Origin of the sequence: Halomonas dongshanensis (assembly GCF_024790395.1) — a bacterium.
Taxonomy (GTDB): Bacteria; Pseudomonadota; Gammaproteobacteria; order Pseudomonadales; family Halomonadaceae; genus Vreelandella; species Vreelandella dongshanensis.
The window spans coordinates 178,657-191,988 of record NZ_JAJISC010000005.1; the positions used below are offsets into that span (position 1 = coordinate 178,657).

General features: G+C 61.0%; 11 protein-coding genes. 10 read left to right on the plus strand and 1 reads right to left on the minus strand.

Annotation, left to right across the window (positions count from 1 at the left end; genetic code table 11):
• Nucleotide 1 precedes the first annotated feature (1 nt).
• From murG to lpxC, 7 genes are all read left to right on the plus strand, one after another.
• Nucleotides 2–1,096, plus strand: a complete 1,095-nt coding sequence (murG, locus tag LLY24_RS12025) for an undecaprenyldiphospho-muramoylpentapeptide beta-N-acetylglucosaminyltransferase (RefSeq protein WP_259036539.1) — start codon at nucleotides 2–4, stop codon at nucleotides 1,094–1,096.
• Between the two features lie 53 nt (nucleotides 1,097–1,149).
• Complete coding sequence (murC, locus tag LLY24_RS12030) at nucleotides 1,150–2,580, plus strand: UDP-N-acetylmuramate--L-alanine ligase (protein ID WP_259036727.1); 1,431 nt, start codon at nucleotides 1,150–1,152, stop codon at nucleotides 2,578–2,580.
• Entirely contained in the window at nucleotides 2,577–3,527 is a 951-nt protein-coding gene (locus LLY24_RS12035; protein ID WP_259036540.1) for a D-alanine--D-alanine ligase, read from the plus strand. Before murC ends, LLY24_RS12035 begins: the two co-directional genes overlap by 4 nt.
• On the plus strand, nucleotides 3,524–4,246 hold the full coding sequence (locus LLY24_RS12040) for a cell division protein FtsQ/DivIB (RefSeq protein WP_259036541.1): 723 nt from the start codon (nucleotides 3,524–3,526) through the stop codon (nucleotides 4,244–4,246). The genes LLY24_RS12035 and LLY24_RS12040 overlap by 4 nt, the downstream gene beginning before the upstream one ends.
• Before the next feature lie 308 nt (nucleotides 4,247–4,554).
• Nucleotides 4,555–5,847, plus strand: a complete 1,293-nt coding sequence (gene ftsA, locus LLY24_RS12045; RefSeq protein WP_259036542.1) for a cell division protein FtsA — start codon at nucleotides 4,555–4,557, stop codon at nucleotides 5,845–5,847.
• Between the two features lie 34 nt (nucleotides 5,848–5,881).
• Complete coding sequence (gene ftsZ, locus LLY24_RS12050) at nucleotides 5,882–7,060, plus strand: cell division protein FtsZ (protein WP_259036543.1); 1,179 nt, start codon at nucleotides 5,882–5,884, stop codon at nucleotides 7,058–7,060.
• A 159-nt stretch (nucleotides 7,061–7,219) separates the two neighbouring features.
• A complete protein-coding gene (lpxC, locus tag LLY24_RS12055; protein ID WP_259036544.1) occupies nucleotides 7,220–8,131 on the plus strand; it encodes a UDP-3-O-acyl-N-acetylglucosamine deacetylase in 912 nt (303 codons plus the stop codon).
• Nucleotides 8,132–8,247: 116 nt separating this feature from the next.
• On the opposite strand, the gene LLY24_RS12060 is transcribed toward lpxC, so the two are convergent.
• A complete protein-coding gene (locus tag LLY24_RS12060) occupies nucleotides 8,248–8,730 on the minus strand; it encodes a DUF721 domain-containing protein (RefSeq protein ID WP_259036545.1) in 483 nt (160 codons plus the stop codon).
• Between the two features lie 107 nt (nucleotides 8,731–8,837).
• Between LLY24_RS12060 and LLY24_RS12065 the strand changes: the two genes are divergently transcribed.
• The 3 genes from LLY24_RS12065 (at nucleotide 8,838) to argJ (ending at nucleotide 13,268) form a co-directional block, all read left to right on the plus strand.
• Nucleotides 8,838–9,197 (plus strand): hypothetical protein, encoded by a 360-nt coding sequence (locus tag LLY24_RS12065; RefSeq protein ID WP_259036546.1) that lies wholly within the window; start codon nucleotides 8,838–8,840, stop codon nucleotides 9,195–9,197.
• Between the two features lie 63 nt (nucleotides 9,198–9,260).
• Nucleotides 9,261–11,993 (plus strand): preprotein translocase subunit SecA, encoded by a 2,733-nt coding sequence (gene secA / locus LLY24_RS12070; protein WP_259036547.1) that lies wholly within the window; start codon nucleotides 9,261–9,263, stop codon nucleotides 11,991–11,993.
• Between the two features lie 45 nt (nucleotides 11,994–12,038).
• Entirely contained in the window at nucleotides 12,039–13,268 is a 1,230-nt protein-coding gene (gene argJ / locus LLY24_RS12075) for a bifunctional glutamate N-acetyltransferase/amino-acid acetyltransferase ArgJ (protein WP_259036548.1), read from the plus strand.
• Nucleotides 13,269–13,332: the final 64 nt, after the last annotated feature.

Genomic DNA, 13,332 nt, shown 5'->3' on the forward strand with positions numbered 1-13,332 from the left:
TGTGACGACGACGCCAAGACGCGTTCTCATCATGGCGGGCGGCACCGGTGGCCACGTGATCCCGGCGCTTTCATTGGCGCGCGCGTTGATCGCGGCAGGCATCGAAGTCGAGTGGCTAGGAAGCCCCCGCGGTATCGAAAATCGTCTGGTTCCCGAGGCGGGCATTCGTTTGCATACCATTGCCGTGGCCGGGCTGCGCGGCAAGGGGGTGGCGGGTTGGGTGAAGGCGCCGTTCAATCTGGCGCGCGCCGTAAGTCAGGCGCGTGGCGTTCTGAGTAGTTTCCGTCCGCAGCTGGTGGTCGGGCTGGGCGGCTTTGCCAGCGGCCCGGGCGGACTTGCGGCCTGGCTTGGGCGTATCCCGCTGATCATCCACGAGCAAAACGCTATCGAAGGGCTGACCAACCGCGTGCTGTCGCGCCTGGCCAAGCGCACCTACGCCGCTTTTTCGCAGGCCTTTGGTGGGCGCGCCGAGGTGATCGGTAATCCAGTGCGCGACGATATCGCAGCCCTTGGCGAAGCGCCCAAGCGCGCTGACGAAATGGCCGCGCGCCCGCTGCGTCTTTTGGTGGTAGGCGGCTCGCTTGGTGCGGTTGCGCTCAACGAACGCTTACCCGAAGCGCTTGCCGCACTGCCCGGCGAACGCGCGCTGGAGATTCATCATCAGTCCGGGCGTGATCGTGACGCCGATACCGCTGAGCGCTACCGGGCGGCAGGGGTGGTTGCGCGCGTCGAGCCCTTCATCGATGACATGGCTGCCGCTTACGCCTGGGCCGATCTTGTGGTTTGCCGCTCGGGAGCTCTCACCGTGGCCGAACTTGCGGCGGCCGCCAAGCCGTCACTGCTGGTACCTTTTCCCTTCGCCGTCGACGACCACCAGCGCGTCAACGCCGAGGTGTTGGTGGAGGCTGAGGCGGCCGTTTGCGTGGTGCAGGCCGAGCTTGGCGTCGAGCGCTTAACGCACCTACTCGATGAGCTGCTCGACCCCGAGGTGCTCGCGCGGATGGCTGCTAACGCTCGTCGCGCCGCGCGCCTGACGGCGACCGCCGAACTGCTCGCAGGCTGCATGGACATTATCAATCAAGGAGAGACCGCGTGATCGAGTCAGCCAAGCCGCAACCCTCGTCCATTGCCTATCCCGGCGCGCCGGGCATGCGTCGCATTCGCCGTATCCACTTCGTCGGCATCGGTGGGGCGGGTATGTGCGGGATTGCCGAGGTGCTGGCCAATCAGGGCTATCGCGTTAGCGGCAGCGACCTCAAAGCCTCTAGCGTGCTGGATCGGCTGCGCGAATGCGGCGTAGATATCGCCCTAGGCCATGCAGCAGAGCACGTGGAAGGGGCCGACGTAGTGGTCGTCTCCAGCGCCATCGATGCCACTAACCCCGAGATTCGCTGGGCCTACGAACACCGCGTACCGGTGGTGCGTCGCGCCGAGATGCTCGCCGAGCTGATGCGCTTTCGTCACGGTATTGCCGTGGCGGGTACTCACGGCAAAACGACCACGACCAGCCTAACGGCCACGCTGCTGGCAGAAGGCGGGCTCGATCCGACCTTCGTCATCGGCGGAAAGTTGACCAGCGCCGGGACCAATGCTCGCCTGGGCGAGGGCGATTATCTCGTTGCCGAGGCCGATGAGTCCGATGCCTCCTTTCTGCACCTGCAGCCGATGGTTGCCATCGTCACCAACGTCGATGCCGACCATATGAGCACCTACGGTGGCGACTTCGAGAAGCTCAAGGATACCTTCATCGAATTTCTGCACAATCTGCCGTTTTACGGTTTGGCCGTGCTCTGTATCGATGACCCCCACGTGCGCGGGCTACGCGACAAAATCAAGCGCCAGTTCGTTACCTACGGCTTCGATGCCGACGCTGACTACCGTATCGAGAACTTCACCCAGCAGGGCGGTGAGGTGGCCTTTACCGCGCTGCGCCCAGGTAACGCTGCCCCGCTCGACGTGCGCTTGGCGATGCCGGGGCGCCACAATGCGCTCAACGCCATGGCCGCCATTGTCGTGGCGACCGATGCCGGGGTGAGCGACGAGGCGATCCAGCGCGGGCTTGCAAGCTTTGCCGGGGTAGGGCGGCGCTTTCAGGTTCACGGTGAATTCGCTGCAGGCAATTTGGCCGAGAAGCATCAGAGTAGTGCGCCGATCATGCTGGTGGACGATTACGGCCATCACCCGCGCGAAGTCGAGATGGTGATCAAGGCGGTACGCGCCGGTTGGCCCGAACGGCGCTTGGTGATGCTCTATCAGCCGCACCGCTATACCCGTACCCGCGATCTCTACGAGGACTTCGTGCGCGTACTCTCCCAGGTGGATACCCTGGTGCTGCTCGACGTTTACAGCGCGGGCGAAGCGGTGATTCCGGGCGCCGAAGGGCGTACCCTGGCAGGCTCGATTCGCCAGCGCGGCGAGGTCGACCCGCTCTTTGTCGAGCACAAGCAGGAGCTGCCGACGCTGCTGGGGAACGTGCTGCGCCCTGGCGACATTCTAATCACGCAGGGTGCGGGTGACGTCGGCGGTATCTCGCTGCGACTAGCCCAGGCACAACTGGTACTCGACGAGGTGGCGTTATGAGCGAACGAGCAGCGGTAGGGCAGCAGGTGCGCGGCGATGGTCCCGTCGTAGTGGTCTATGGTGGCAGCTCCGCCGAGCGCGAGGTGTCGCTGAAAAGCGGTGCGGCGGTGCTCGCCGCGCTTAAGCGCCAAGGCGTAGCTGCCGTTGGCTACGATCCTCAAGAGGGCGGACTCGTTGGGCTTGAAGCGTTGGCGCCCTCCGCGGTCTTTATCGCCCTGCACGGTCGCGGCGGTGAGGATGGCACGCTGCAAGGGGCGCTCGAACTGCTGGGCATTCCCTATACCGGTAGCGGCGTGTTGGCTTCGGCGCTGGGGATGGACAAGCAGCGCACCAAACAGGTTTGGCAGGCGCTTGGTCTGCCGACGCCGGAGAGTATCATGCTCGCGCCCGATACCGAGTGGGCGGCCGTGGCATCGCAGTTGGGCTTCCCACTGGTGGTCAAGCCGGTTCATGAAGGCTCGACGCTGGGCATCAGCATCGTGCGCAGTGAAGCCGAGCTCGAAGCGGCCTACCGCGATGCGGCGACTTTCGACACCCAGATCATGGCCGAGCGCTTCGTCGCCGGTGAGGAGTATACGGTAACGCTTTTGGGCGAGACCGTGCTGCCTGTCATTCGCGTTGAGGTGCCGGGCGGTTTTTACGACTACGCCGCCAAGTATCTTTCCAATACCACCCAGTACCATTTGCCTTGCGGGCTTGATGAGGTCGACGAGCGGGCGCTTTCTGCGCTTTGCCAGCAGGCGTTTGCCGCTATGGGCGGACGAGGCTGGGGGCGTGTCGACGTTATGCGCGATGCCGAGGGGAGCTTTTGGCTGCTCGAGGTCAATACCGTACCCGGTATGACCGACCATAGTTTGGTTCCCCAGGCCGCGGCCCACGCGGGCATCGATTTCGATGAGCTAGTGGTGCGTATTTTGGCCACGGCGGAGAGCAAGAGCGCATCATGAAACGGCGTAACGCCTGGCTGGGAGTCATCCTCCTCGCTCTATTGATGGTCGCCGGAGGGCGCGCGCTATGGCTCTGGCTCGACCGCCCGATCGAGCGCGTGTCGATCCGTGGTGATTGGGAGTACGTGACCGCCGATTACCTGCGCGAGCAGCTCGCGCCTTTGGTCCAAAATGCCACTTGGCTCTCTGCTGATCTGGGCGAGTTGCGCGAGCGCGCGCTGGGAATTGGCTGGTTGCACGAAGTGCGTATCTCGCGTGAGTGGCCCAATGCGCTGCTTTTTGAGCTGGTCGAGCAGAGGCCGGTGGCGCGCTGGAACGATACCTTTCTGCTCAATCCAGAGGGCGAGCCTTTCGCTTTTGTCCCGCTACGACCGCCCTCCGGGCTTCCCGATCTCGCTGGACCCGAGGGCAGCAGCGAAGAGGTGCTCGATTACTTCGAACGCCTCACGCCGCGCTTTACCATGCTTTCGCTCGACCTTACCCAACTGCGCCTCGAACCCAGGGGGGCTTGGCGTTTGCAGATCAATGATGGTACTTGGGTAATGCTCGGTCGGCGCGATCACGACATTCGCTTGGCGCGTCTTTTTGCTTCATGGCAGCGCGAGCTCTATCGCCAAGGCGAACATATCCGTTATATCGATCTGCGCTATCCCAATGGCGTGGCGGTTGCCTGGCACGGAGAAAGCGAATTCGACGAAAGCGACGGGGAAGGGGACTAAGTTTCACTCGATAAGCAGTTTTGACTAAAAGTGAGTGACCGCCATCGCGGAAAATGCCTCAAACGGGGTTTAAATTCTTCTCTAAGCCCATTATTGTGGGCTTGAAACGGTCGTATTCTTGCTTTTGTTTCGATAACATGAGGCAGTCTTGGTGGGTGTGCCGCTTTTTTATCTTATTGGCGCCCATGGAAAGATACGTACAACAACTTGCGACCACTAGGCGGCTTAAAGGCAGATGAGTGAAAGTGCCTTCCGCGTGGCGCATAAAATAGTTTGGCTAGATCACTCACAAGGAGAATTCCCGACTCATGGCAGGCTCACCTAGCGCATCTAATATGGTGGTCGGGCTGGACATCGGAACGTCCAAAGTCGTGGCGATCGTCGGGCAACCCACCGATGATGGTGGCATCGAAATCGCCGGTATCGGCTCCCACCCGTCGCGGGGGATGAAACGCGGGGTGGTCATCAACATCGAATCCACCGTGCAGTCCATCCAGCGGGCCGTCGAAGAGGCCGAGCTAATGGCTGGGTGCGATATTCACTCGGTTTACGTTGGTGTTGCCGGTAGTCATATCAGCTCGATGAACTCCGACGGTGTCGTGGCGATCAAGGAGCGTGAAGTCACGCCTTCCGATATCGACCGCGTTATCGACTCCGCCCGCGCCCGGGCAATCTCCGAAGGCCAGCGCGTGCTTCATGTACTGCCTCAAGAGTTCTCGATCGATGCCCAAGGCGGTATTCGTGAGCCGCTGGGAATGTCGGGCGTGCGTCTCGAAGCCCAGGTTCACCTGGTCACGGCGGCACTCAACGCGGTGCAAAACATCGAAAAGTGCGTGCGTCGCTGTGGGCTCGAAGTCGATGCCATCATTCTCGAGCAACTGGCTTCCAGTATGGCGGTGCTCACCGAGGACGAGCGCGAACTCGGCGTCTGCATGGTCGATATCGGTGGCGGCACCACCGACATGGCGATCTTCACCGAAGGTGCCATTCGTCATACCGCCGTCATCCCAATTGCTGGCGACCAGGTGACCAACGATATCGCCATGGCCTTGCGTACGCCGACCCAGCACGCCGAAGAGATCAAGGTGAAGTACGCCTGCGCCTTAACTCAGCTGGCCGCCAGCGACGAAATGATCAAGGTGCCTAGCGTCGGTGATCGTTCAGCGCGGGACCTCTCGCGCCAAGCACTGGCCGAAGTTGTCGAGCCGCGCTACGAAGAGCTTTTTACCTTGGTGCGCGACGAACTGCGCCGCAGCGGTTACGCGGACATGGTTGCGGCTGGCGTGGTATTGACCGGCGGCACGTCGCGCATGGAAGGCGTCAGCGAGCTGGCCGAAGAGATCTTCCATATGCCGGTGCGCATCGCGTCACCGCAGAATGTCAAAGGGTTGTCGGACGTCGTACGCAATCCTATCTATGCAACCGGGGTTGGGTTGCTGCATTATGCCTTGCAGGAAGGCCGCCATGGGCACGGCACTGACAGCCACGGAGGAGGCCTGTCGGCGCACCACAAAGGGCGTCATGACGTCTCCCGGCGTGATATCAAGGAAGGTCATTCAGCGCTGGAAAGAATCAAGGGCTGGTTCAAAGGAAATTTCTGACAGGGCCGCAAATGCGGTTCAGGAGACGGGGCTTATGTTCGAACTGGTAGATAACGCACCCTCGAGCAGTGCGGTCATCAAAGTCATCGGCGTTGGCGGCGGTGGGGGTAATGCCGTCAACCACATGGTGGAAAGCAATATCGAAGGCGTCGAGTTCATCTGCGCCAACACCGATGCTCAGGCGCTCAAGCGTGTAGCGGCCAAAACGGTGCTGCAACTCGGTGGTGAAATCACCAAGGGCCTCGGCGCTGGGGCCAACCCCGAGGTGGGGCGTCAGGCGGCTATGGAAGATCGCGAGCGTATCGCTGAGCTTCTTGGTGGTGCCGACATGGTCTTCATTACCGCAGGCATGGGCGGCGGTACCGGTACCGGCGGTGCGCCCGTCGTTGCGCAGGTGGCCAAGGAGCTGGGTATCCTCACTGTTGCCGTGGTGACGCGCCCGTTCCCCTTCGAGGGTCCCAAGCGCCAGCGCGCAGCAGAAGAGGGCATGAAGGAGCTATCCGAGCACGTCGACTCGCTGATCACCATTCCCAACGAAAAGCTGCTTTCGGTATTGGGCAAGAACGCGACGCTGTTGACGGCGTTCAGCGCTGCCAACGACGTTCTGCTCGGAGCCGTTCAGGGTATCGCCGAGCTGATCACCAGCCCCGGCATCATCAACGTCGACTTTGCCGACGTGCGCACGGTGATGTCCGAAATGGGTATGGCGATGATGGGTACCGGTGGCGCCACGGGCGAAAACCGCGCACGTGAAGCCGCTGAGAAGGCCATCCGCAGCCCCTTGCTGGAAGACATCGACCTGCACGGCGCGCGCGGTATTCTGGTCAACATCACGGCAGGCCCCGATCTCTCCATCGGTGAGTTCAACGATGTTGGTGCTACCGTCCAAGAGTTCGCCTCTCAGGAAGCCACCATCGTGGTGGGGACCTCCATCGATATGGAGATGTCCGACGAGTTACGCGTTACTGTCGTGGCGGCCGGTTTGGACAGCCACAAGCCCAAGGTGGCGGCATCGCGGGAGCCTGCCCGTCGCGCCAATGCCGACGGCAACTCCGATTACCGCAAACTGCAGCAGCCGACGGTCATGCGTCAGCAGGCAACTGCTCGTGCGGAAGCCCCTGAAGCCAGCAAGCCGCGGCCCGAAAAGCGCCGTGCCACCGAGGCCGACGACTATCTCGATATCCCCGCTTTCCTGCGCCGCCAGGCGGATTGATCGTTGTTACTAGATGGCGATCAGACATCGCTATCACGTTCATAGTGCTTCAAACGAGGGTTTTATTGGTTAAAACCCTCGTTTGCTGTTAAAGTGAACACTGTTTGATAACTTCAATCCTGCGGTTCGTTTACCGTTACCAGAGTTCGACCACTGCCCATGATCAGACAACGCACCCTTCAAAACGTCATTCGCGCCACTGGAGTGGGGCTGCATTCTGGCAAGAAAGTCCATATGGCATTGCGCCCCGCGCCGGTCAACACAGGGATTGTGTTTGTCAGAACCGATCTGGACCCCGTCGTCCACGTTCCCGCGTCCGCTCACCTGGTCGAAGACACCACGCTGTGCACTGCGCTCTCTCAAGATGGCGTCAAGGTAGCCACCGTCGAGCACCTCATGTCCGCTTTCGCCGGCCTGGGTATCGATAACGCTTACGTCGATCTTAGCGCGCCCGAAGTGCCGATCATGGATGGCAGTGCTAGCCCCTTCGTCTTTTTGATCCAGTCGGCGGGTATCCTCGAGCAGGAGGCGGCCAAGAAGTTTATCCGTATCAAGCGTGCGGTAACCGTGGTCGAGGGTGACAAAGAAGCGGTGTTTTTGCCCCATCAGGGCTTCAAAGTGTCGTTTTCGATCGATTTCGATCACCCGGTATTCGAACAGCAGAAGCAGACCGCGCTGATCGATTTTTCGACCACCTCCTTCGTCAAGGAAGTGTCGCGCGCGCGTACCTTCGGTTTCATGCGCGATATCGAGTACCTGCGCTCCAATAACTTGGCGCTCGGTGGCAGTCTGGATAACGCCATCGTAGTCGACGACTACCGTATCGTTAACGAAGGTGGTCTGCGCTACGAAGACGAGTTCGTCAAACACAAGGTGCTCGATGCTATTGGTGACCTCTACCAGCTTGGCCATAGCTTGATCGGTGAGTTCCGTGGAGTGAAGTCAGGACACGCGCTGAATAACCGCCTGTGTCGCGAACTGCTCGCCCAGCCTGATGCCTTCGAGATCGTCACCTTCGAAGGTGAGCGCGCCGTCGCCCCGATCTCTTACGCGGCCACTGCCACGGCGTGACCATCGACGCAGTCTAGCTAATTGCCTTGATTTAGAACCTTTTGAAAAAGCACCGCATGCGGTGCTTTTTCTATTACGCTTTATTGGTTTTTATCCCTCACCCCCTCACTTGAAGCCTAATCCTCGGTTTTTTTTGCATGGGAGGCGAGGCGTTGGAGTGCGCGTTTGAGAGCCGGATCGTCGGTGTCGCTGGCGCACTCTGCCAGAGTCTGGCCTGCCTGGGAGGAGAGCGTGCGTGTCACCTTGGGTGGTGTTTTGACGGGGCGGACGGGGCGCACCTTGAAGGTCAGCCCCTCGAGGCGCTCAAAGCCCGGCAGCTGGTGCAACAAGCCCAAAAGCCGTGGCTGCTCGAAGCGTAGCCAGGTCACCCAACTGGCTTGGTTGCTGATGATGGTCAGTCGTCCACTATGAAAGCCGCCTACATGGACGTACTCACGCATCTGTTCGGGCAGGTGAGCGCGCAAGTGCTGCTGAGCCTGCTCGATCAGTCGCGACTGACGCATCAAAAGTCCCACGCCTTCACGCGTGTTTGGGCCTGCCGATGCGTTGAGCAGACGGGCAATGGGCTGGGCGCGCGAACGCTTAACCTTTATACTCATGCACCTGATTCCTACGCTGTTTCCAACAGCCGCTGCGAATAGCGCCGCCGCGCAGAGAGTGCGCGCGCGTCCACGCCAGATTAACACGCCAGGAGCTTGCCGACAGTATGTCATCCGCCGACCTCATCCTACCTCGCTGTGAGCGGCGCGCGCGCCGTCATGGGCGAGCGCGCTGGTGGTTTGCGGGGCTCTTGGTCGGCTGCCTGCTTCCCGCTGGGTTAAGCGGAATCGACACTCTGCGAGGCAGCGAGCGTGTCGCTAGCGTTTATCTGTGGATGCCGGCGCTTTTACGCGTTCAGCAGTGGGTGGCCAAGCGCCAACGTATTCTGGCACGGCGCCCGCGTCGTCGGCATCCTGTTAGGCGCGTGAAAGCGCATTTGCCTGCGCTTCGGCCACTGCTCAAAGTCGCCGATCTCGATGTGCTCACCTTGCGTGGACCGCCCTGTGCCCCAACCTCTACGTCATAGCCATTATTTATTCAGATGAATGAGACGATTCGTTCGGGTCGCTCGTAGACAGTTGGGATTTTCATGATCAATAGTTTGTTGCGTAAAGTCGTCGGCTCCAAGAACGATCGCGAAGTCAAACGGATGCACAAGAGCGTCCAGCATATCAACGCGCTGGAACCCGAGTTCGAGGCAATGAGCGATGCCGAGCTCCAAGGGCAAACGGCCGCTCTGCGCCAACGCCTGGAGCAGGGAGAATCGCTGGATAGCCTGCTGCCAAGCGCCTTTGCCGTCGTCCGCGAAGCGGGCAAACGCATCATGGGTATGCGTCATTTCGACGTGCAGATGATCGGTGGCATGACGCTCAACCGTGGTCGCATCGCCGAGATGAAGACTGGCGAGGGCAAGACCCTGGTAGCGACGTTGGCGGTCTACCTCAATGCGCTACCCGGTAAGGGTGTGCATGTCATCACCGTCAACGACTATCTGGCGCGCCGGGATGCCGAATGGATGCGCCCGCTGTACGAATTTCTTGGCCTCAGCATCGGTGTCATCTTCGCTGGTCAAAGCGGTGACGAGAAGCGTCACGCCTACGGCTGTGATATCACTTACGGTACCAACAACGAGTTCGGCTTCGATTACCTGCGCGACAATATGGCCTTCTCGCTGGAGGACAAGGTTCAGCGCGGGCTGCACTTCGCCATCGTCGACGAGGTCGACTCCATCCTCATCGATGAAGCACGTACACCGCTGATCATCTCCGGCGCCGTTGACGATAACACCGAGATGTACGGTGTCGTCGATCGCTTGGCCCGCCAGCTAGAGCGCGGTGAAGTATCGGAGGACGACGAAGCGGTCGTCAGCGGGGATTTCATCCTCGACGAGAAGCAAAAGCAGGTCGAACTCACCGAGCAAGGGCATAACCGCGTCGAAGAGCTGATGCGCAGCCAAGGACTTTTGAGCGAAGGCGACTCGCTCTACGCCGCACAGAACCTGGGTCTTTTGCAGCACATGCACTCGGCGCTACGCGCGCACCACCTGTATCACCGCGATGTCGACTATATCGTTGCCGACAATCAGGTGGTGATCGTCGATGAACATACCGGGCGTACCATGCCGGGTCGGCGTTGGTCAGAGGGCTTACACCAAGCGGTGGAGGCCAAAGAGGGCGTCACGGTGCAGCGTGAAAGCCAAACGCTGGCATCGACAACCTTCCAGAACTATTTCCGTCTCTACGAAAAACTCTCGGGCATGACCGGCACTGCCGATACCGAAGCCTTCGAGTTTCGTCAGATCTACGGCCTGGACGTCGTAGTCATTCCGACCAATCGCCCGCTCGCGCGTAAGGACTTGAACGATCTGGTCTATCTCAGCGCCGAGGAGAAATTCGAGGCGATCATCAAAGACGTCAAAGCCGAAACCGAAGCCGGGCGCCCAGTGCTGGTGGGTACCGCCTCGATCGAGACGTCCGAGTATTTGGCGCGACTGATGCGCGATGCCGGGCTCAATTTCAATGTGCTCAACGCTAAACAACACCAGAGCGAAGCCGAGATCATCGCACAGGCCGGGCGCCCAGGTGCGATCACTATCGCGACCAATATGGCCGGCCGCGGCACCGACATCATGCTTGGTGGTAACTGGGAGGCCGAGGCCGCCAAGTTGAGCAATCCTACCCAAGAGCAGATCGATGCCCTCAAAGCCGAGTGGAAGACGCGCCACGACGCCGTGCTCGAAGCGGGCGGGCTTCACGTCATCGGCTCCGAGCGCCACGAGTCGCGGCGTATCGATAACCAGTTGCGCGGCCGCGCCGGGCGCCAGGGCGATCCAGGCTCCACGCGCTTCTTCCTGTCGCTGGAAGATGGCCTGATGCGCCTCTTCGGTTCCGATCGGGTCAAGCGCCTGATGCAGGCGCTGGGACTCGAACGTGGCGAAGCCATCGAGCACAAGATGGTTTCCAACGCCGTCGAGCGGGCGCAGAAGAAGGTCGAAGGGCGTAACTTCGACATCCGCAAGCAGCTTCTTGAGTACGACGACGTCGCCAACGACCAACGCCGGGTGATCTACGAGCAGCGCAATGAGATCCTCGCGGCCGATAACGTTTCCGACGCCGTCTTGGGCATTCGTGAAGAGGTGATGGATGACGCCATCAGTGCCTTCGTGCCGCCGCAAAGCCTGGCCGAGCAGTGGGATTTGCCGGGACTTGAAGCGCACCTCAAGAGCGAGTTCAACCTCACTGCTCCCGTGGTAGAGTGGGCCGAAGAGGATCAACGCTTTAGCGAAGAGAAGCTGCGCGAGCGTCTGCAGGAGATGCACCGCGAGGCCTACGCAGCCAAGGTTGCTGCGGTGGGTGAGATGCTGATTCGTCGCTTTGAAAAGCAGGTCATGCTGCAAGTGCTCGATACGCGTTGGAAAGAGCACCTACAGTCGATGGATCACCTGCGTCGCGGCATCCACCTGCGTGGCTATGCTCAGAAGAATCCCAAGCAGGAGTACAAGCGCGAGTCCTTCGAGCTGTTCCAGCACCTGCTGACCAACATCAAGGCCGACGTCACGCGTATTCTGAGCCATGTTCAGGTGCGCCAGCCCGAGGAAGTCGACGCCCTGGAGCGCACGCGACGTGAATCCCTCGAGCGTGAAAAAGCCGCTGCGGCGAGCCGCCACGACGATCCTGACGCGGCGCCTAGCGATGAAACGGCAGCTGCCGACGCGCCCGAGGCGCGCCCGGTGCGTCGCGACGGACGTAAGATCGGCCGTAACGATCCCTGCTTCTGTGGGTCGGGCAAGAAGTACAAGCAGTGCTGTGGCAAACTTGACTGATATCACCCTGGCCGCCACGTGCGGCCCTTTCGCGAGGAGTTTTACATGGCGGTAGGGCAGGTTCCATTCCCCGATATGCCGATGCTCGATGGTGTGCGTCTAGGTACGGCCATGGCAGGCATCAAAAAGCCGAGCCGCCGCGATCTGGTGGTGATCGAGCTGCCCGAGAGCGCAACGGTGTCGGGCGTGTTTACGCGCAATGCCTTTTGCGCGGCGCCGGTGAGCGTGGCCAAGGCGCATATGGCGGCCTGCCGCGCCGAAGGGCGCTCGCCGCGCTACTGGCTGATCAACACTGGTAATGCCAATGCGGGGACGGGCGAAGCCGGGCTGGTCGATGCCCGCGAAAGCTGTCGCGTGCTCGCCGAGGCAGTCGGGGTAGAGGCCAGCTCTGTGCTGCCGTTCTCCACCGGGGTGATCGGTGAGCCGCTGCCGATGGCGCGCTTGAGCGCCGGAATTTCGCCCGCGCTCGACGCTCGTGAGGCAACCAGCCAAGCGTGGCAGCAGGCGGGTGAGGGTATTCTCACCACCGATACTCGGGCCAAGGGCGCAAGTGTGACGCTTGAAATTGGTGGCGAGCAAGTCGTGATCAACGGCATAACCAAGGGCTCGGGCATGATCAAGCCCAACATGGCCACCATGCTCGGGTTCGTGGTGACCAGTGCCACCGTCGAGCAGGCACTGCTCGACCAATTGCTGCGCGAGACAGTCGACGCCTCGTTCAACTGCATCACCGTGGATAGCGACACCTCGACCAACGATGCCTGTATGCTGGCGGCAACGGGCCGAGGCCCTCGCATCGAGAGCGAGGCCGATATCGCACGCTTTCGTGACGCCCTGCAAGACGTCATGACGGCGCTGGCTCAAATGATCATCCGCGATGGCGAAGGGGCGACGAAGTTCGTCACCTTGGCGGTCAGCGGCGCCCAGAGCCGGGCCGAAGCGCTGGACGTTGCCTTCACCGTGGCGCATTCGCCCCTGGTCAAGACCGCGCTCTACGCCTCGGACGCCAATTGGGGGCGTATTCTCGCCGCCGTAGGCCGCGCGCCGGTGACCGACTTCGACGTCAACCGCATCGTTATCGATCTGGGCGACGTTCGCCTGGTCGAGCACGGCGGACGAGCGGCGAGTTATACCGAAGCCGCGGGAAGCTCGGTGATGGCCAAGGAGGAGATTACCATCGCGATCAACCTCGGCCGCGGTGAGGCCGAGGCAACGGTGTGGACCTCGGATCTCTCCCATGACTATGTATCGATCAACGCCGACTACCGCAGCTAAGCGTTCGAAATAAACACGCTTCGAACGTCGAGCGAAGTCGCGCTCCAGGTCTTCTGGCCTGGAG

Coding starts and splice junctions, on each gene's coding strand:
- secA (WP_259036547.1), top strand. CDS start 9,261: ATGATCAATAGTTTGTTGCGTAAAGTCGTCGGCTCCAAGAACGATCGC.
- LLY24_RS12065 (WP_259036546.1), top strand. CDS start 8,838: ATGTCATCCGCCGACCTCATCCTACCTCGCTGTGAGCGGCGCGCGCGC.
- lpxC (WP_259036544.1), top strand. CDS start 7,220: ATGATCAGACAACGCACCCTTCAAAACGTCATTCGCGCCACTGGAGTG.
- LLY24_RS12040 (WP_259036541.1), top strand. CDS start 3,524: ATGAAACGGCGTAACGCCTGGCTGGGAGTCATCCTCCTCGCTCTATTG.
- LLY24_RS12060 (WP_259036545.1), bottom strand. CDS start 8,730: ATGAGTATAAAGGTTAAGCGTTCGCGCGCCCAGCCCATTGCCCGTCTG.
- ftsA (WP_259036542.1), top strand. CDS start 4,555: ATGGCAGGCTCACCTAGCGCATCTAATATGGTGGTCGGGCTGGACATC.
- ftsZ (WP_259036543.1), top strand. CDS start 5,882: ATGTTCGAACTGGTAGATAACGCACCCTCGAGCAGTGCGGTCATCAAA.
- argJ (WP_259036548.1), top strand. CDS start 12,039: ATGGCGGTAGGGCAGGTTCCATTCCCCGATATGCCGATGCTCGATGGT.
- murC (WP_259036727.1), top strand. CDS start 1,150: ATGCGTCGCATTCGCCGTATCCACTTCGTCGGCATCGGTGGGGCGGGT.
- LLY24_RS12035 (WP_259036540.1), top strand. CDS start 2,577: ATGAGCGAACGAGCAGCGGTAGGGCAGCAGGTGCGCGGCGATGGTCCC.